Consider the following 19,636-nt stretch of genomic DNA (forward strand, 5'->3'; position numbering starts at 1 on the left):
ATTAAGGTAAAAATAGGGGCTTTTTATTTACCATGACTTATAATTATGCCATCTTGCATTTCGATGGTTCTGTCAGATGCCTTGGCAAAATCGGTATCGTGTGTAACTGCAATTATCGTTTGCCCAAACTCGATGGTAAGTTGCTTAAAAATATCAAATACAATTTGTGTGTTTTTGCTGTCTAAGTTTCCGCTTGGTTCATCGCCCATAATTATCTTAGGGTCATTTATTAGTGCGCGTGCAATGGCAACTCTTTGTTGTTGCCCACCCGATAGTTTGCTTGCCGGTTTTAAAGCTTGGTCACCTAAGCCAAGTATTTCCAATTTTTGATAAGCACGTTCCTCAATTTCTGCTCGCGAATAGTTTCCTAATCGCAGCGCGGGAATCATTACATTTTTGAGGCAACTAAATTCGGGGAGCAAATAGTGAAACTGAAAAACAAATCCAATTTTTTCATTGCGAATGCCTGCTAAATTGTTTTGATGCATTCCGGTTACTTTTGTTGAATCAATCAATATTTCACCATCATAATCCGTATCCATAGTTGAAAGTAAATACAAGAGCGTTGATTTACCACATCCGCTTTTTCCGATAATGGTTAAAAACTCTCCCTTGTAAGCTTCAATAGAAATATCTTTCAAAGCTTGAAATTTAACCGGATCGTAAAAATATTTATAAATACCATGCGTGGATAATACGACCTGCTTTTCCATTACTTTCTAAAGATTGAAACAGGATCAACATTTGCCGCTTTTTTAGCCGGAATATAGCCTGCAAAAAAAGTAACAATTAACCCCAGAAAAATTCCCCTTACATACATACTTGGTTCGAATCGAATTGGAAAATAGCCAATGTCTCCACCCACATAAACATGTTGCAAAACATTCACCAAAATAGTAGCTACTGTCAGCCCTAATGCAATTCCCATCACTCCAATTAAGAGTGCTTGTTGTACAAAAATTCGAATAACATCTTTCCCTTTAAAACCCATTGCCTTAAGAATGGCAATGTCGTTTAGTTTTTGTGAGATGGTCATATTTAGGATATTGTAAATCCCAAATCCGGCAACAATCAAAATTGAAAATGAAATAACTGTAATAATAATTTTGCGCATGCGCGCTGCTGCCATTAAGGTTTCGTTTGCCGATTTCCAATCTTCTGCTTTATATCCGGTAAGGGAAGAAAATTTATCCGCATAAAACTTTGCATTTTCAAAATCTTTAATGTTTACATTAATGTCGGTAATATAACTACTGCTTTTTAGTAAGAGTTGTTGTGCAAGAGCGATGTTTATATAAGATTTACTTTTATCGGTATTGGAATTATTGGTGCGAAATAAGCCAATTACTCGCAACACTTTCACTACATTTTTGGAAGAGCTAATGCTGATGTTGTCGCCTGTTTTTACATTCATTTTTGCCGCAATTCCAACCCCAAGAATAATCCCATTCTGCACATTTTTTAAATCTCCCAAATTTCCTTCCACCATTGTGGAATGAATGTTAAACATTCGATCGGCGGCATCAATATTAATTCCCGATGCTGTTCCATTAATTTGTGATTTACCATTGTTGTAAAAAACAGTAAGGTTGGTTTGAGGACTCACAACAGTCACGTTTTCCTGCTTTTCTAAAAAAAGAAGTAATGCTTCCGGATTTACCAGCACATTGTTTTCGGGAACAATTCGCGGGTTTATTATGAGTCGAATGGCAGAATCTTTTTCGGTTATAGGCAGTGGCTTGCTAATTTCATCATCCTTATAAAGACGAATGTGAGCAACACTTTTAAAAATTGATTCACCGCTGATTCGATCAAATCCTTTCATCATCGAATTCATGAAAACAAATACAGCTAAGCCAATTGTGACGCCTAATGCAGCTATTAAGGTAAGTTTCTTTTTTGTAACGATGTACGACAAGGAAATTTCCGAACTAATGGCATGTTTAAATTTCATACTGACTTATTTTGAAATAGGTAAAATAATGTCTGAGGGAGTCAAACCACCGGTAATTTCAACCCATTCGGTGGAAATAAAACCTGTTTTAACCTTTACCGGTTCTTGCTTTCCTTTCACATTTACATTGTTTCCAAAATCTAACATTGCTCGAGGAATTACAAGGACTTTATCTTTTTTGCCAATAACTATGTTTGCCTGCAATTGGGTTCCTGAAATCGTAAATGGAAGCCTTTCTAAAAAGCGAACTTTACAAATAAAGGATTGTGTTGATTCTTCAAAGGCCGGCAACAATTCAGTAACTTTACCCTTAATGCTCTTTTCCTTATTGGTATTTAGTAACACAAGTGCTTCCTGACCAATTTGTATTTTTGAGATGTTGCTTTCATCCACACTTAAGCGAGCATAACAATCATCGGCACTTCCAATGCTTGCAAGCACATCGCCTTTTCTTACATAATCTCCAAGCTCTTTCATTTTTTTGTAAACCTTACCGGCGACAAGTGCTTTTATTTTGTTGTTTTCTTTAAGAAATGAATTCACCTCTTTTTGGGCACTTTGATTAATGAGTTGTTGCTCTGCTTGCTGCCTTTGGAGTTGATAGTTTTGCTTTAATGTTTCGAGGTTGGTTTTGGAAGCTTCAAATGCCAATTGCATGTTTTCAAATTCTAGTTTTGAAACACTGTTTAGCGCTAATAAATTTTTAAAACGATTGTATTGAGCTTCATCTTGCTTTACTTTTTCGGAAGCCAATTCAATGTTTAAAGCAGTTTGTTTTAAGGCGGGCGCATTTTCTGAAATATTTTTTTGTGCTATTGCAGTAAGTTCTGTGGCAGCCGATTCGTTAATGCTATTGGGTTGATTGTCGACAACAGCCAATACAGTGCCTTTCTTCACAAGATCACCTTCTTTAAAATTCAATTCAATTAAGTAGCCTTCACTTTGCGCTACAAGATTGTATTTCTCTTCAGGTTCAAGTGTTCCTGAGGCGAAAACTGTTTCTGTAATTGCTCGGTATTCAGGTCTTATATCAGGTATGGAATTCCCACAGGAAGCAAATACAAAAGCGAAGATGGAAATGGCTATTCTGTTTCTCATTGTACTATATTATTGATGCTTATTTTTGATTGAGTAAAATTCAAAAGCGCCTCTGCGCTTAAGAAGATTAAGCGGGAATTCAAATTGTCAGTGAAAGAAAGCAGTAAATTTTCTGTACTTAATATTCCTGCCACATATTGATTGAGACTTTTTTGATAGTTTAATTCCTTTAGCGCTGCAATTTTTTTAGCAGAGTTATACCCTGATTGTGCTTTCTCAAAATCCAAATCGAGTTGTGCATTATTTGTTTGGTTTTGCAATTTCGTATGCTCATTGTTTATTTTAGCAAGCGTGTAATTTATTTTAGTCGTGTAATTTTGAGTGAGTCGGTTCACATCAAAAGGAAAGGGAGCACTAACTTTTAAACCGATATATTGTGTGCCAAAACGATTTGAATTTGCATCGAAGAAACTTGTATTACTATTTACTTGCCAAGCCTGATTAAAAAGCAAGGAAACAGTTGGTGCGAAACTTAATAGTCGGCTAGACTTCAGTTCACTTTTTAAATAAGCCATTTGTAAATTTTGCTGACGTTCTAATAAATCAGATTTTGAGCCGGCAGTTCCAATTGCTTTTATTTCGGATGAAGTATTTGTTATGCTTAATACTGTTGATTCAGGTATTTCACAAAGCAATTTTAGGGCGTTGTATTGTTGTTGAAGACTTAGGTTTACTTGATTCATTTTGTCTTTCACTGTGAGGAAATTAATTTCTGCATTGTTTTTATCTTGCTCACGAATGATCCCTTCGTTAAATTTATTGCCTGTGATTTTGAAAATTGAATCTGCAGCAGTTAAATTGTCTTTCACTACGTCTAATTGTTTTTGAAGCGATGCTATATTAAAATATGCAGCTGCTATGGATTCGAGCAGATTTTTTTTGCTTATTAGATTTGTTGTCTCTGTGAGCTTCTCGTTAACCGAAGCGCTTTTCACCCTTGCCCAAGCGGATGGATTTATAATATCTATCTGAGGTGTAAATCCATATGCGGAAACATAAGTTTGTCCAAATGAAAGCGCTTTTACGGTTCCTTCTGGGCCACCAAATACTTCAGCAGGAATATAATTTACAGGTAGTTCGGTGTTGTAGGTATAATTTGCATAAATCGGACTTCTTAAATTGACAGTGTTGCCGAGCGCTGCAAGGCGTGTCCATTTTGCTAAAAGCGCCTGTTCCGATCCTGATTTTATAACTGCCGAATTTTTTTCTGCGTAAGCAAACAATGAATCAATTGAACCAAAATGCAACTTGCTTTGAGCGGTTAAATTGGCTTTAAATACCAGCATCAAAACAACTAGGAGTAAATACTTTTTTTGCATGTAAATTTTTTCCAATTCTTAGAATCGCTCGCAAAGAAGCAGGAAAGAAATGCATCAACACACTTAGAAAAGGGGAAACGGACAAATTAAAGGTTGAAGTGGACAATAACCTCCATCAAGATGCACTATCTTGAATTAATTAATAAGGATATGGAACAATGTGTAAAAGATGAGCATTATACTCAGCTATTTTTCTTGAAGCCAAGTTAACAATGCGGGTGTTTTTTCTTTACTGACACTAATTTCTTGATCGAAGGGAAAATTCAGTTTTAGCAAATGCTTGCGCGAAAAATGTTGAACAACTTCAGCAACGGCATTTCGGTTTACTAAAAATTGTCGATTGGCTCTAAAAAATTGGGTTCCACATAACTCTTCTATTTTATCCAAGGATTCATGGAGGCTGAATTGCTGGCCGTCTGAATTTATTAAGCGACAGGAATCGTTGTGCAAATAAAACAAAGAAACGGCATCAATTTTTTGTGGAATTATTTTGTCTTTATAATGTACCAGCAGGGCGCTCTGCAACTTTTGAGGAGTGTTGTTATTAAGTAATTGCAATAGGTGATGCATGTTTTCATTTACTTCTCCCGCGGGTTTTACCAAACGCTCATATTTTTCAATTGCAGCTTTAATACTTGCTTTGTTAATGGGTTTTAGCACATAATCAATACCATTTGCTTTAAATGCTTCGATGGCATAATTGTCGTAAGCGGTACAAAATATAACAGGTGCGCTAACTTGTATGCTTTTAAAAATCTCGAAACTAAGACCATCATTCAGCTGAATATCAGAAAAAATTAGGTTATAATTGTTTGTTGATTTTAAAAATGCTTGGGCTTCTTTTACTGAAGGTAAGATGCAAAGTATTTCAAAATCACTTCTCAGCTCAAGGATGCAATTCTCAAGGTCTTTTGCAGTGTATAGTTCGTCTTCGATAATAATAATTTTCATCGCGTTTCCTATTTATTTTTTTAAAATGGGAATCTTCACTGAAAAGTAATTTTCCGTTTCCACCACCTCAATTTCTTTGTTGGTAATTAATTTGTACCGCTCATTTAAGTTCAAGAGCCCAGTTTTGGTGGATTTATCCAGCACAAATTTTGGATTTCTGGTATTGCGCAATTCAAGCATTTCTTGCTCAGCTGTTAAAAAAATTTGGAGTGGGTTTTCAATTGAAAGGGTATTGTGTTTTATAGCATTTTCAATCAGTGTAAGGAGCGAAAAGTAGGGCACAAAGTAATTGTTAATGTCGCCGCTAATTTTATTTTCAAGCACAATAGCTGCACCAAAACGTATTTGGTTTAGGGTTATAAAATCAAAACACAGCTGTAATTCTTCTGCTAGAGGAACCGTTTTTTTTGTATTGTTGATGCTGAGTCTTAGAAATTCCGACAAGCGCACAATATATTCCTCAGCAAGTTCGGGTTTAGGCTTGATGAGTGCTTTTGCAGTAGCAAGTGCGTTAAACAAAAAATGTGGGTTAATTTGATCTTTCAATAATTTGTAATCGGCCTCCAGTTTAACGAGTTTTAAATTGGCATTTTCAAGTTCAATTTTATTTTGATTTTCTTTTGTAAGCGTTAAATCTATCAACACATAAATAATTGCATTTACCGAAATAATATTTACAACCCGTACCATTAAAATGGAAGCTTCTGAAAGCAATACCAATGGACTTATTAAATGAATAACAAGGCCGCTAACAGCGAACATAAGCAAACATACAACAAGAGCCCGCAGCACAGATTTTGTCCAAGGTGCGGGCACAAGTACAAGCAAAACTATATTCAGTAGCCATGCAATTAAAATGGGGATAGTTACCAAAGGATAAATAAGAACATTTTGCGCAAATGGAATGACTTTAAAAATATAAAGTGGAGTGGCGTAAATGATGGCCATTAGCGGCGCTGTTATAAATGCCGTTTTGAATAACTGTTTGACGAGGTGTTTTTCCACGAAACAAAAATAGTACTATTCAGCAGGAAAGTATATGCAATAGGTTTATTACTGTTTCGATCAACGTGAAGAGCAGGAAGACAATAAGATTAATTTGTCTTTATGAGTTTTATTATTTGCGTTTGTTGAGGGCTTGAAATAGTTAGGAAATATATTCCACTGCTCAGCTGAGCACCCAATGAAAAACTGCCTTTAACAGAATAAAACGTATCAATCTCTCGGCCTCTTATATCCGTAAGAAGGATTCTGGTATTCTCTGTGTCTATTGACTGTAAAGTAAAAATTCCATTACTTGGATTCGGATAAACGCTAATAAGTTTTATGTTTTCATTAATCCTCGCTTTGGTAGAAGTAAGCATGTTTCCAAGAGAATCAATTACAATAAATAACGCTTTTGTATCCCCAATTAATGGTGGGACACCGCTACTGCCAATTATGCCGATACTCCCATTTTTTAACTGGGAACTATAGGAAATTATATCATGTCTTGCAGTGAAACCATAGATAAAGGAAGTAATTGAATCATGGTTTTGATTTAATTTTGTAATTAAAATATCAGTTGAAATGCTTGAGTTTGGGCTGTTCCTAGTCCCTCCGCATAAAAAAATGTCTCCGGTGTATTTATTTGTTTCAACAGTCGAGTAAAAAGTGTGCGGATTATTAAAGGATTTACTCCATTGAAGCACACCGGTCGAATCAATAAAATATAGGACTGTAAAATCCAAACTGGTTTGACTATCTTCATCTTGTAGCAACATATAAAAGCCGCCGCTCACAGCTTTAATTTGATTTATGTTGATTCCTAAAATTCCATAAACTACACTACTTGACCAGATTATATTTCCCAAAGCATCAAACTTTACTAATTTAAATCCGGCACGAGGTGAATTGCCCCCGCCATATTCACTTATTTTTGCAACGAAACTGCCATTGTCGGATTCAACAATGTCGTTCATAATCAATATATCCGAATGGGGTAAAATAAATTTTTTCCAAAGTATATTTCCAAGAGAGTCGAGCTTGAGAAGAAAAATTTTATTTAATGCACCATAAGTTCCTTCTATTCCCGATCCTATGATAAATCCATTATCTCTTGTTTTTAAGATCGAAAGACCTTGCAAGGCAAGAGTGTCAGGGTAAACCCACGACGACTTTAATGAACCATTAAAATTATAACGATAAATCCGAAGTGTATCAATATTTACATTATAAGTTGGATACCAATTCTTGCAACCTGAAATGCAAATTTCATTTTTTGAATTGTAGCAATAGCCAAAAACCAAACTCGTATGTTTTGGAATTGAGAAGGAACTCGAACTAATACTGTCACCAAAAAGATTTGTTTTTAGAATGTTGAAATTATTTGCTGTATTTGTTTGGCTGAGATTTAAGAGATAATGTCCGGAATCAGCCAATTCATAAAATACTTTGCCATCGTTATACGCAGCTTGACTGTAAAGTTTTTGAAAAGTTTGAGCAGCTGCGCTATTCATGCACAGTAACACTAAAGGCAATTTCAAAAATCCACGCACTTTTGGCATGTTATGGGGGTATTAAAAGCTATTCACTTTTTATTAATTTCACAATTTTGGATTCAGAAGGAGTAGTGATTTTTAGTAAATAAATTCCTTTAGTTAATTCGTTTCCGAAAACAAACTTAGCGGGCACATTTTTTTCGTGCAGCAGTTCTCGTCCGGTTAAATCGATCAAAGAAATTTCAGCAGACAAATTTTCCTCCAAAATCAAAGTGAAGGTTGATGCCGAAGGATTAGGATAAACGCTGCTTTCAAAAAGTGTTGAAGGTTCATCATCCGATTTTCTCAAGCCAATGCATGCACCTAGTGTTGCGCCTTTTGAAGTGTAGGTAGCTAAATCGGCAGTTGCCACACAACGGGTTTTATTTAAATAACAAATTTGAGTAAACCCAGCGCCACAAGTCACCAATTTATCAGCTATTCGAGTGGTGCGCACATCGTAACTGGCATTTCCATTTCTCCCGGTTACATATACATTGTTCAAATTGTCTTTCACGATTGCCGATACAAAATCATTTTCACCCGCAAGTCCATCCCCACGCTGTTCCCAGCGCTTTACCCCGGCATTGCTTAATTTGTAGGCAAGCATATCGCTCACAAAGGAAGCAGAGTCTTTTACTTCAGCACCCACATAAATATTTCCGGAATTATCGCTTACTGCGGATTTTGCATATTCGTGAATATAGTTTCCGTTGTTGTGAATTTTAATCCATTGTTGTGTACCTCCTGAGGAAAACTTTACCGTGAAAATGCGGTTGGGTTGGCTTCCGGATGAATTATTTACATCAAGCGCATTTCCTACCACGTAGGCATTTCCTGTTGCATCAAATAAAATTTCCAAAGCACTATTTTTTCCGGTGTGTCCATATATTTTTTGCCATTGCCGAACTCCTGCCGAATTGTATTTCACTAAGGCATTGTCACTTTGTGCAGCTGAACCATTGTAATTGGTAGTTCCGCTTACATACACATTTCCGGTTACCTTATCGACTGCAATTTTTTCGCATTTATCAAGCAAATTGGCTGTGCCGTTGTATGTTTTAGTCCATTGTAACACGCCGTTTGCATTGTATTTTTGCAATACAAAATCGCCTGCCGATGCAGTCAATCCTTGTACACCACATACATACACATTGCTGTTATTGTCGATTACCATATCCGTTAATTGAGTAATTCCTGTGCCGGTGTAGGTTTTTGTCCATTTATCGGTTCCGGTGGAAGAAATTTGTTTTATGAAAAAACCTGATTTGCTTTGATTTACATATTCTTCAAAGGTTCCTGCAACTAAAACATTTTCGGCAACATCAACCGCAATATCTACAGGAAGGAAGCGGTAATTTATACTGTCTCCAGAATTATACTGAAATCTAAATGTTGCACTTGGGGTATACTTAGAAATAGAATAGGCATTATCCCCACCGCTTAATGCCACCGATGAGAGGGCATAAATATTAGCATTCACAGCACGCTCTATTTTAACCAAATTTCCGGGTAATTCAGGACTGCATTTATAAGCAAATACAAGTGTTCCGGTACTGTCGTATTTAAGTGATAAAACATTTTGGGAGTTTCCAAAAGTATTTAATCCGGCCACAAAAACGCTGCCTTGACTGTTAACCGATACGTGTTTCCCTTCATCACTTGTTCCGGAATCGTAACTGCGGTGCCAAAGGATTGTGGATTGAGCATGCGTAGAAAGTGCTGTTAATCCTAGCATGAAAGATAGAGATGTGTGGAGTAGTAGTTTCATAAGTTGATAATTTAAGCCTAAATGTAAGGTCTATTCACCTAAATATCAAAATTCTACGTAGACTTATAGAAAAAGGTTGGTTTTAAGAAACAATTTTTTGTGAGCGATTATAGATTTTGTAAAAATAGAAGGTAGGTAGCTCCTCGGGTTTCAGCAGCAAAATCAAGCAGAAGCATAATACTTGACTGGATAATCAGACCTAATCCAATACCTTGGATAAGATTGTTTTTTAGGAAGAGAAAGCAAACTATTCCAATTAAAATAAGCGCTAATTCAATATACTTATACAGTTCAAAATTTTTCATCACTGCGTGCATTCGAGGAATTTCAATGTTTTGGATTTTTGCAGGTTCATTTTGAATAAAATTCTCAACGCGTGCTATGTCTTTGGGGCTGCGTATATACACTGTAGTTCCAACTATTAGTTGTATCAAAGCAATTGCAGCTATGGCATATGCAATTCCGGAATAAAACGGTTTGTGGATGTAACTTATAAATAACAGTGCAATCACTATGGCTAGCGCACCCAGGAGTATAAAGAGCAAACTTTCTTGCCTTTCCGACATAAAGTAATGAGTTATTGCTGTCATTTTTTTCTTGTTATTTGACCAAGTTCATATTCTAATGTTTGCTTTAATCCTTGTTCTAAGGAGCGAGGTTCATATCCAAGTTCTTTTTTAGCCTTGGCATTGTTCCCAAGGTAAGTGACTCCGGCCTGCACACGGAGGGCTTCAGAGGAATACATTTCAGGTATAGGAAGAATGCCTTCAATTAATTGAACAATAGCCGCTGTAATTTTTAACAAAATTGGCGGCACCGCCATCGGCTTTTTTATGCCCGTAATCTGTTGTGCAATGTCAAAAGCATTTACCAGTGTATGATTGGGTCCACTCACCATATAAGTAACACCTTTAGCGCCTTTCTCCATTGCTAAAATATGTGCGTGTGCAATATCTTCAACATGTGCCCAACTATATGCCGCTTTAGATGGAATAATGGGCAGTTTCTTTTGTAAATAAAGGCGCAGGGCATCATCGCTCATACTTGTTCCATTTGGGCCATAAATTAAACCCGGCATTAAAATTACTAAGGGCAATCCCTGCTTAATAAACTGTTGAGCAATTTCATGCGCTTTGGCTTTTGAGCGGTCGTATTCACTAATGTGTTTTCCGTTGAATTCAAAGGTTTCATCATAAGTAATTCCATGCGAATCCGAATTAATAGCAAGCGTGCTGGTATAAACACCTTTTGGTATGTTAAGCTCCTGCATTAATTCCAGCACATTTCGAGTTCCATCAATATTTATTTTTTGACCCGGAGTTTTGTCTTTTGCACCTACTTTATACCAGCCCGCAACATGAAAAACTCCATCGCAGCCCGTCATTGGAATGCGCATACTTTCCTTGTCGCTCACATCGCCTTTTACAACGCTTACTCCAAGCTGCCTAAGGTTTTCGGCCTTTTCGGGATTTCGTACTAACGCAATTAATGTGTGTTTTTTAGCAATCAGTTGTTTCGCTAATTCACCCCCCACAAATCCAGTTGCCCCGGTTATAAAATATTTCATTTCTTGCGTTTCATTTTGTGCAAAGATATACAGTATATTTGTATCCGTGAACTATGAAGTATACTTTATAGTTGAGAAATAGTTTTCAACATTTAATCTGGTTTTCTTGTTACTCATAAATCAATTATCCAAGCAAACAGGTATCCCAATACATACCATACGCTTTTATGAAAAGTATGGTCTGTTCAAAGGGAAGAGAAAACCGGAGAATAAAAGCAATAATTATAATTATTACGACGAAGACATCGTATATAAACTTGAATTAATAAACGATGCAAAATCGGTTGGCTTTACCTTGTCAGAAATAAAAAAATTGATAGATGCCTGGTTTAACAAACGCATCAATAAGGAAAGAAAGCTTAAGATTTTAGATGAGAAACTTAGTTCTATTGATGAAAAAATAAAGCAATTAAAGAACGTGAAGAAGCAAATAGCAGTTCTGAAATCAGAGGTTGAGCTTAACGATTGTTAGGGTTCAATACTGCACTCTGGCTTACAGGTAGAAGAGCAATGATTTAAATCATTTGAGGTTTAGTAAAGCGGATGTAGTTTTATCACAAAAAAATCGAATGAAAGGGGCTTTTCTAATTATCTCGCTTCTATTTGCTTCTCTTTTTGGTAAGGCTCAAAACTTAAGCTTTACATCATGGCTTGGAACAAAACCATCCAGCCCTAACTTATGGTTTCGTTTTGGTGCGGATACACTTAGTTATTCTACTGGAGGGTCGGCATATTCTCCATTAAGCGTTTATCAGGGAGCAAATGGTGCTTTTTATATTTATGATTTATCGGGAACTGCACTTTGCACCGATACAGGTTTTTATAGCTATAGTGTAACTGGAAACAATTTGTTTTTTTCGGTGACCAGTGACAATTGTGTGAATCGGAAAAACACCTTAACTACTTACACATGGACAGCTTTAAACACTGGTGTTTTTTCGCCGGCGCACGCTTTAACATTTTCGGTGACACCTCTTGTCAATGAACCGGGATATTTTTTAGTTAAAACTCAGGAAACTCAAAGCACGATTAATGAGATTAAAATATACAACTTGTTTGGAAATTTGGTTTATTATAATGAGTTTAGATCACCAAGTTCCGTTATTCGATTGAGTGATTTAGCATCGGGTGTTTATGTTGGAATTGCATTCGTGGATAAGCATCCTGTGACATTTAAAATTATTCGCTAATTTAAATGGAGTAAAATCGATAAACAAAAAAGGCAGGTTATTCCTGCCTTTTTTGTTTAATTGCATTAACGGTTACCTCGAAACGATAAAGTTGTTCAGTGCAATTGTACTGCTGTTGAAAGAAAAGGAATCGCTTAAACTGTAGTAATTATTTTTATCAATGGTTTTCGAATAAGCTGATTTTGCGAAATCCAATTTAGTGCTTTCAAAAGAAAATTGTTCCAGGATTTGTCTTACCTGATTAGTCGTAAAAAAATTGTTATGCAAAACGGTATTTGCTATACTGAGTTTGGTACTCTCAAAAGAGGCATTATTCAAGCTTCTTAATAAATTTGAGAACTCGTAATCGCTCATTTCACAAGGAGCATATTGGTTTGTGTTTGCTCCGTATTGACCTTGATAATTATGGTTTTGTTGATGAGCAAAGCCATTCGAATTCCAATGGTTGTTTTGTGGATAAAGCGCCACCACATTATCTACCAGTAAAGCACCATTTGTTATACTAATAAATGTTTCGGTGCAAGGTTCTATGTAAACAGATCCGCGATAAACTACTTTGGTCACAAATCCGTGGTGACGCCATTGCGTAGTGGAAACAGATAAAAAATGTTTTCCTGGTCTTAGGTTTTCGAGATGTTGGCTTTGTGCTATTGGGTAATTCATGCCATCGAGGTTGAAGCTAAATTGGCTTCGGTTGAGCATTCTTAAATTAAGGCTGGATGATGCTTGAGCAAAGATGCTTGTGCTTATTAGAAAGCAAATTGCGCTGAGTGCGATAAGTTTTTTCATAATTTGTTTCTCCTTTCTTTTTTCCGCAGTTGCGGTGTTAGTTTGATTGAAGGTATACAAGGGCTATGCCAAACTCATTCCTACTTGAAAAGTAAAAAATGAAAACCGCTTTTATTGTAGATTAGGATGATGTCTCGCGCTATTTGAGCAGGATATTATTTTTATTTGGAGGATATAGCAATAATCTGAATCTTACGTTCTAAGGCTGCCTGAGGGCTGTAAACAGAGAGTCGTTTATTCGTTAGATCGTCGTTCGCACCGGCATTCAATTCTCCAATTTCAACTTCTGTAAATTCAATGCTTCCTTTGTTTGTTGTTTTATTTTCGAAGGAAAGTATGTAAGGTTGAAGCTCGCCATTGTTGTAGTTTGCAAAATAATTGCGCAAACAAGAGATACGTCTTTTGGCTAAATTTTTATTGTAGTCAGTGGATGCTAATGCACTGCAATAGCCTTTTAAGGTAATTTTCACATGCTCGCCTTCCGGTAGTATCTTTGATAAAAGTTTTGAGAATTTTTCTAATTGTTGCATTCCAAATTCAATAGAATCGCCAAATACAGCCTCAATTTCAGTTTCTGCATCCGATTTTTTTTCGCCTTTTAATCCTTTTGAAAAATTTGTTTTGTAGTTTTCAATTTCTTTTATATAGCTTGTAAATGTAGTATTGTAATCTTTGTTGGTGGTAATTGCCAGCGTTTTGTTGTCGGGTTCGTCATTATCGAAATACAAGGTTAATGGAACCAATAGTTTTAATTCGTTTACTATTTTAATTACGGTATCTTTTTTGGCAACCGCAATAACGGGTGTTGGCAAAGCCTTAATTATACTGTCTTTTTTAACCTCTGTAACAGCATAAATATCGTTGCAACAATTTTGAAATTTATCGAAATAAGAGCCTTCTCGATTGGATGAAAAATAGGATTTTGATTCGGATGAATTGGTTGAAAAATACAAGTCATTATAAGATGAATTCAACGGATAGCCTAAATTTTCAGGAGTTGTGTATGCACGATTTTTTCGAAAGGTTTTAAAAATATCAAATCCTCCAAAACCTTTGTGCCAGTCGCTACTAAAATAAAGTGTTTGTGTGGATACATTAAAATAGGGAGTTATTTCGTTGTCCATTGAATTAATGGTTTTTCCTAAATTATAAGGAACTCCATACTTTCCATTAGGTGCTATTTTACATGCCCACAAATCCATGTTACCTTCTCCACCTTTTCGGTTACTCGAATAATAAAGTACCGTTCCTACTGAGTCAACTTTTGCAATGCAGGGATGTGTGCTAGTATATTCGGGTTGATTAATCGTATCATTTAATTTTTGAGCTACACTCCAGCTCCCATTTTTTTTTGTGGTGACATAAATAGCACAGCGGTTTTCAGTAGGTGAAATGTTTTGGCAACGGGTAAAATAACATGTTTTGCCATCAGCTGAAAAGCTTAGATTCCCATTATTTACAGCAGCTAAATTAAAAAGAGTGTCAACCGATTTTAGTTGATTTAATTTGGAATCCCAACACAAGACCTGGGTGTGTGGAGTTGATTTTTTTACATGTTTGAGATTTTCTTTTGAGCTGGCAAAATACAAATTGGAGTCTCTTTCGAGCGCCCCAAATTCACTAAAAGAGCTATTAATAGTAGTGTCGAGATGCTGAATGCGTACTTGTTTGTTTTTGCGGATTTCGTTTTGTGCCCAAGTACAAGCATCTGCTTCGAGTTGAGATTTTAGTGCAGTATAAGTTCCTTTCTTTTTAAAACGTTTGTTGTATTTTTCAAAAAGAATTTTTGCTTCTTCATATTCTCCAAGATTTTTGTGAACCATTGCTAACCAAAACATGCTTTCAGGGAAGGTAACTCCTCGGTCGCGTTTATATAATTTAAGGTAAACCACTTTGGCCTTTTTGTAATCTAAAAGCAGTCGTAAACTCTCCGCATATTTATTAAGAGCTTCCTTATCGAGCGAATCTACTTGAAGGTATTTGCCATAATTGAGGGAAGCGTTATACACATCGCCTTTGGCAAGGTATTCATCCCCTTCGAGAAGATAGCGTTGTGTATTTTGAGCACTAACTTTTGAGCAGATTAACAAGATAAACAGTAAAGATAGTATACGAAACACTTTTAACTGTTGCATCTTATAAAAAAACAGGACAAATGACTTTATTAGAATGAACCTTAATGAATCGCTTCATAACATAAACCAAAGAGAGCTCAAATCCACCAAGTCCACTATTGGCCTTCTTGAAATCAGAGGTAGTAATGTCATAACTTAATCCAAATTTAAAGTGGTTATAGTCCAATTGCGCATCTACAATAAAAGCATCCTTTAAACGCATAAAAGCGCCTATAGAAAAAGCCCTTAATTTGTCGGGCTTACTTTCAAAAATAAAACGAGCCAATGTGCCGGTAACAATTTCTTTATTTTTATTTTGTATCTGGTACAACGCAACAGGAATAAACTCAAAATTATCACTAAGTCCTAAAACTAAGCTGGCGTGTGCAGTATATTTTGGATTTGTAACAACTGATTTGTCGGAATAAAAACTCGTATTTTGCTTTTTAAAATGGGCATAAGAAAAGCCAAAGTTAGCACTGCTGTGTTTGCCTATTTTTTGAAGAAAATTTACACCTGCGGTCAAATCAAAATAATTTATTTTACGTGTCGTAAAATTTTCATTGCTACCGATATTGGCATTGTAAGTTCCGTCGCTAAATTGATTGTCAAATGTAAGTTTGTTGAGGTTAAAACTTTTAGAAACAAAATTGGGTTGAACGCCAATGGATAAAAAGGAAGTGGAATCGGCATTTAGTCTTTTAATATAAGCGAGGGAAACTCCTAATTGATTTGTTATAAAAGCAGCATCGCCGGATTTGTCGTTGTTGAGAATTATTCCGGCGCCAATAATGTCCTTTTTTAAGCCCAGGGGCAATTTTGCATCCGCTGAAATGCTATACGTTTTATACCCCACAGGAACGGTACGCCATTGGTTTTTATGATTGGCAGCAATGCGGTAATCTCCGTCAAAACATCCGCTTAAAGCAGGGTTAAGATTTTGCGGGGAATTATAAAATTGTGAAAAGTGTATGTCCTGAGCATGTACCCTAGCTATCAGCAGCAAAAGTAAAGGAAGGATTGTTTTTTTCAACATAAAACAAAGTTAATGGAAAAATTGAATTTCGTTCGGCGGAAAAAGTTTATTCATTTTTCCCAATATTTAAGCCTAAGAGTTATATTCGCAGAATGGGACAAGCGTTTGATAAAAACATAAAACCATTTGCCATTTCTTTCGTAAGAGGAACAAACAGGTTAAGTCAAAAGTAAAAGTTGAATCAAAAGATAGAAACGATGAAAGCGCAGGGGGAAGGCATGGCTAATTGGATGAGGACGCTGTCCTTCCTGTTATCGCTATTCCTGATTCACCCATTTTCAACTAAAGCGCAAGTTAGTTCCTATTCCTTTTCACAATCGATTGGAACTTTTACAACGCTCACAGGGGGCAATTTGGTGCGTTCTAATGTTGGATGTCCGCCTGCATCCGATCAAAACTATCTCAATCAAGTAATTGGATTCAATTTTGTTTTTAAAGGTGCAACCTATACTTCTGTTGGAATTAACTCGAATGGATTTATTTGGTTTGGCACAGGTCAACCTTTGGTTTCAGAAACAAATCCTATTTCACACGGAACAAATCTTTCCGGATCGGGAATAATTGATGGTGTGGCTTCAGCGTTTGGGCGTGCATTAAAACCTAGGGTAATTGCACCTTGCGGTGAAATGCGTACCGAAGTAACCGGAGCTGTTGGAAGCAGGGTTTTTACCATTCAATTTTTAAATTGGAGAGGAACCTCACTGGGAGCTAACCCGGTGTATACCTTTCAAATTAAATTGACAGAGGGAACAAACGCAATTTCTTTTGTGTACGGAGCATTTACAATGAGTGGTGCAAGTCCGGGAACGTGTGAAGTTGGTTTAAGGGGTTCAGACAATACTGATTTTTCGAACAGAAATGTTTCAAGCGATTGGAATAGCAGTTCAGTTGGTGCATCAAATGCGGCGACATCCAGCATTTCAACCACTTGTTTTCCTCAAAGTGGATTAATGTATACTTGGACACCGCAATCTTTTACTCCTTGCACCAATCCTCCGGTTGCAGGGACAACGCAATGCTTGCTCGATTCGGTTTGCCTTGGGGAGGCATTCAATCTAACCTTAACTGGAAATACTGCAGGTATGGGACAAACCTATCAGTGGCAATCCTCTGCAGATAACATTAACTTTAGTGCAATTAACGGAGCAACTAATGCATCCCTTACCAGCACGCAAACTACCAAAATGTATTATCGTTGTGAGTTGAGTTGTGGTGGAGCTTCGACGGTATCAGCAGCCAAACAGATTAAGCTAAAAAAATGGATAAATTGTTATTGCAATTCGGGCGCAACAAATGTGAATGATGATGATATTGGCAATGTAAGTTTTGCTTCTCATTCAAATGGAAGTGCAAATCCGGTAACAAATAATCCGGCTGCAACACATACGTACACCGATTATACAAACCTTCCGGCAATTACAGTAAGTCAAGGCAGCAATTACCCACTTTCGGTATCACAAATTAGTTATGGAACGTTTTATCCTTGTTGGGTCAATGTATTTATAGATTACAATCGTGATGGTGTTTTTGATGCCTATAGCGAGCGTGCTTTTAATGCACAAACCGATGCCGGTGCAGGAAATAATACAGTAAGCGGCGCTGTTGAAATTCCTTTAAATTCAAGTATAGGATTTACCCGTATGCGGGTTGTTTTAATTGAGGGGGGTTCGGCTAATAATTCACCTTGCAGCGCATACTCCTGGGGCGAAACAGAGGACTATTTAGTAAATATTGTAGCACCACTTCCCATAAATGTGGGAGCTGTTGAGTTGGTTTCACCTCAACAAGGAAGTTGTTTTAGTAGTGCCGAACAAGTTGTTGTAAAGATTAAAAATTTTGGTTCTAACACGTTAAATTTTGCATCTAATCCGTTAACTCTTTCAAGTAATGTAGTTGGCGTTAATCCAATAATATTTCCGGCAAAGCTTGTTAATTCAGGTACTCTGGCTCCCTTTACGAGTATGAATATTGTGGTTAGCAATTCATATAACATGTCAACAACCGGCAATTACACTTTTTTAGCAAGTGCTTCTGTTGCCGGTGATGGGGATATCCAGAACGATGCAATGCCAGCTCAAAAGCGCAGTACAACTGTTGCTGCAAGTTTGCCGCAATCGGTCAATTTTAGTGGATACTCAGGGAATAATTTGTCAAATACAGCAGTTGTTTGGCATGAGGCAACAGGAGCAATTCCAGGAGGTACTTCTTCGAATTGGGTTTCACAAAACAATTTAGGAGGAATTGGAAATGTATCTGCTCGAGTAAATTTATTTTCGAACACGGCATTCGAATGGATGATGAGTGATAATTTGAATATTGAGAATAACTCTAATTTGAAATTTTCAGTTGCAGTTACAAACTACAACTCCGTAAATCAAAGCGACACTATGGGATCAGATGATGCCCTATTTGTAAAAATTTCGACTGATTGTGGAGCGACTTGGACGAACTTGATGACGCTTACTTCTTCGTCGGGATTAAATAATATTCTTACACAAAAAACGATTTCGCTCTCTGCGTATTCCGGACAAGAAGTGAAGATTGCATTTGTTGCATGTGATGGAAGTATTGATAATACAAACGATTACGATTTACACCTTGATGATATTGTTATTTCCTCCATTAATATTACCGCAGTGAAAAATGAAGAGGAGAGAAATTTGGAAATGAATGTTTATCCCAATCCTACCGATGTAGGAAATATTAATGTTAGTGTGAAGGCTGGAAATCGAGAAGAATTCTTAATTGTATTATTAGATATTTTTGGGAATATGGTTTACTCAAAAGTTGTTATTACAAGTGATAATGGACAGGTTGCAAAGGCAATAAATCCGAACGCTGATTTACCCAAAGGTGTCTATTACGTGGTTGGTTATTTTTCCGATAAATCAATCAGCAAAAAGCTTGTAATTGAATAAATTATTTTAGATTTTGTTAATAAAATAATGTGTCTAAATTGATTTCTTCACAAACACTTCCATCCCTTTAAAATTAATACATCTCACCTTTTTAAAGTAAACGGTTAAGGAAATTAACAGTTGCATTTTCATAAGTTATTTTTTGAGTAAAATCTAACTTTTTTATAATGCTTAAACTTGTTAAGTATTTTTCGATTTCGTAATCATTTGAAATGAAATGTTATTGGAGCAAATAATTCGACATTTCATCGAAGAAGATTCGATTAAATAAAAATACTTGATAATTATCCTTGTTAAAAAAGCTTAAATTACTTAAACTTGTGAATCTTACCATTTTACAAAATAATATTAGTTAAAACTCGAAGTTCTTTTAAGTTTTAATGGAAATACTTACGCGCAAAACATTTTAT

General features: G+C 36.2%; 16 protein-coding genes. 3 read left to right on the forward strand and 13 right to left on the reverse strand.

What is annotated here, in order from left to right; genetic code table 11:
- Window positions 1-23: 23 nt before the first annotated feature.
- The 10 genes from IPP32_04205 to IPP32_04250 form a co-directional block, all read right to left on the reverse strand.
- On the reverse strand, window positions 24-713 hold the full coding sequence (locus IPP32_04205; GenBank protein MBL0047284.1) for an ABC transporter ATP-binding protein: 690 nt from the start codon (window positions 711-713) through the stop codon (window positions 24-26).
- Window positions 713-1,954, reverse strand: coding sequence for an ABC transporter permease (locus IPP32_04210; protein MBL0047285.1), 1,242 nt, complete (start codon window positions 1,952-1,954; stop codon window positions 713-715). The genes IPP32_04205 and IPP32_04210 overlap by 1 nt, the downstream gene beginning before the upstream one ends.
- A 6-nt stretch (window positions 1,955-1,960) precedes the next feature.
- Window positions 1,961-3,052 (reverse strand): HlyD family efflux transporter periplasmic adaptor subunit, encoded by a 1,092-nt coding sequence (locus IPP32_04215; GenBank protein MBL0047286.1) that lies wholly within the window; start codon window positions 3,050-3,052, stop codon window positions 1,961-1,963.
- Window positions 3,049-4,371, reverse strand: coding sequence for a TolC family protein (locus tag IPP32_04220; GenBank protein MBL0047287.1), 1,323 nt, complete (start codon window positions 4,369-4,371; stop codon window positions 3,049-3,051). The genes IPP32_04215 and IPP32_04220 overlap by 4 nt, the downstream gene beginning before the upstream one ends.
- Before the next feature lie 186 nt (window positions 4,372-4,557).
- A complete protein-coding gene (locus IPP32_04225; protein MBL0047288.1) occupies window positions 4,558-5,322 on the reverse strand; it encodes a response regulator transcription factor in 765 nt (254 codons plus the stop codon).
- Window positions 5,323-5,334: 12 nt separating this feature from the next.
- Entirely contained in the window at window positions 5,335-6,270 is a 936-nt protein-coding gene (locus IPP32_04230; GenBank protein MBL0047289.1) for a histidine kinase, read from the reverse strand.
- A gap of 146 nt (window positions 6,271-6,416) precedes the next feature.
- Complete coding sequence (locus IPP32_04235; protein ID MBL0047290.1) at window positions 6,417-7,868, reverse strand: T9SS type A sorting domain-containing protein; 1,452 nt, start codon at window positions 7,866-7,868, stop codon at window positions 6,417-6,419.
- Window positions 7,869-7,887: 19 nt separating this feature from the next.
- Entirely contained in the window at window positions 7,888-9,612 is a 1,725-nt protein-coding gene (locus IPP32_04240) for a T9SS type A sorting domain-containing protein (GenBank protein ID MBL0047291.1), read from the reverse strand.
- Between the two features lie 107 nt (window positions 9,613-9,719).
- Complete coding sequence (locus IPP32_04245; GenBank protein MBL0047292.1) at window positions 9,720-10,202, reverse strand: hypothetical protein; 483 nt, start codon at window positions 10,200-10,202, stop codon at window positions 9,720-9,722.
- On the reverse strand, window positions 10,199-11,179 hold the full coding sequence (locus IPP32_04250; GenBank protein MBL0047293.1) for an NAD-dependent epimerase/dehydratase family protein: 981 nt from the start codon (window positions 11,177-11,179) through the stop codon (window positions 10,199-10,201). The genes IPP32_04245 and IPP32_04250 overlap by 4 nt, the downstream gene beginning before the upstream one ends.
- A gap of 106 nt (window positions 11,180-11,285) precedes the next feature.
- On the opposite strand from IPP32_04250, the gene IPP32_04255 reads away from it, so the two are divergent.
- Both IPP32_04255 and IPP32_04260 read left to right on the forward strand, forming a co-directional pair.
- Entirely contained in the window at window positions 11,286-11,651 is a 366-nt protein-coding gene (locus IPP32_04255) for a MerR family transcriptional regulator (protein ID MBL0047294.1), read from the forward strand.
- Between the two features lie 97 nt (window positions 11,652-11,748).
- Entirely contained in the window at window positions 11,749-12,369 is a 621-nt protein-coding gene (locus IPP32_04260) for a T9SS type A sorting domain-containing protein (GenBank protein ID MBL0047295.1), read from the forward strand.
- A gap of 72 nt (window positions 12,370-12,441) precedes the next feature.
- Here the strand turns inward: IPP32_04260 and IPP32_04265 are convergent, their stop codons facing one another.
- The 3 genes from IPP32_04265 to IPP32_04275 form a co-directional block, all read right to left on the reverse strand.
- A complete protein-coding gene (locus IPP32_04265; protein MBL0047296.1) occupies window positions 12,442-13,158 on the reverse strand; it encodes a DUF4476 domain-containing protein in 717 nt (238 codons plus the stop codon).
- Window positions 13,159-13,319: 161 nt separating this feature from the next.
- Window positions 13,320-15,278 carry a PD40 domain-containing protein gene (locus IPP32_04270; GenBank protein ID MBL0047297.1) on the reverse strand — a complete coding sequence of 653 codons (1,959 nt, stop codon included), beginning with the start codon at window positions 15,276-15,278 and terminating at the stop codon, window positions 13,320-13,322.
- Window positions 15,279-15,294: 16 nt separating this feature from the next.
- Window positions 15,295-16,308: a PorP/SprF family type IX secretion system membrane protein gene (locus IPP32_04275; protein ID MBL0047298.1), complete on the reverse strand. Its 1,014-nt coding sequence runs from the start codon at window positions 16,306-16,308 to the stop codon at window positions 15,295-15,297.
- 197 nt (window positions 16,309-16,505) lie between these two features.
- On the opposite strand from IPP32_04275, the gene IPP32_04280 reads away from it, so the two are divergent.
- The gene (locus IPP32_04280; protein MBL0047299.1) at window positions 16,506-19,226 is read left to right on the forward strand and encodes a T9SS type A sorting domain-containing protein; all 2,721 of its coding nucleotides are present in this window, start codon (window positions 16,506-16,508) and stop codon (window positions 19,224-19,226) included.
- Window positions 19,227-19,636: the final 410 nt, after the last annotated feature.

The sequence above is a fragment of the Bacteroidota bacterium genome (assembly GCA_016721765.1).
GTDB lineage: Bacteria > Bacteroidota > Bacteroidia > UBA4408 > UBA4408 > UBA4408.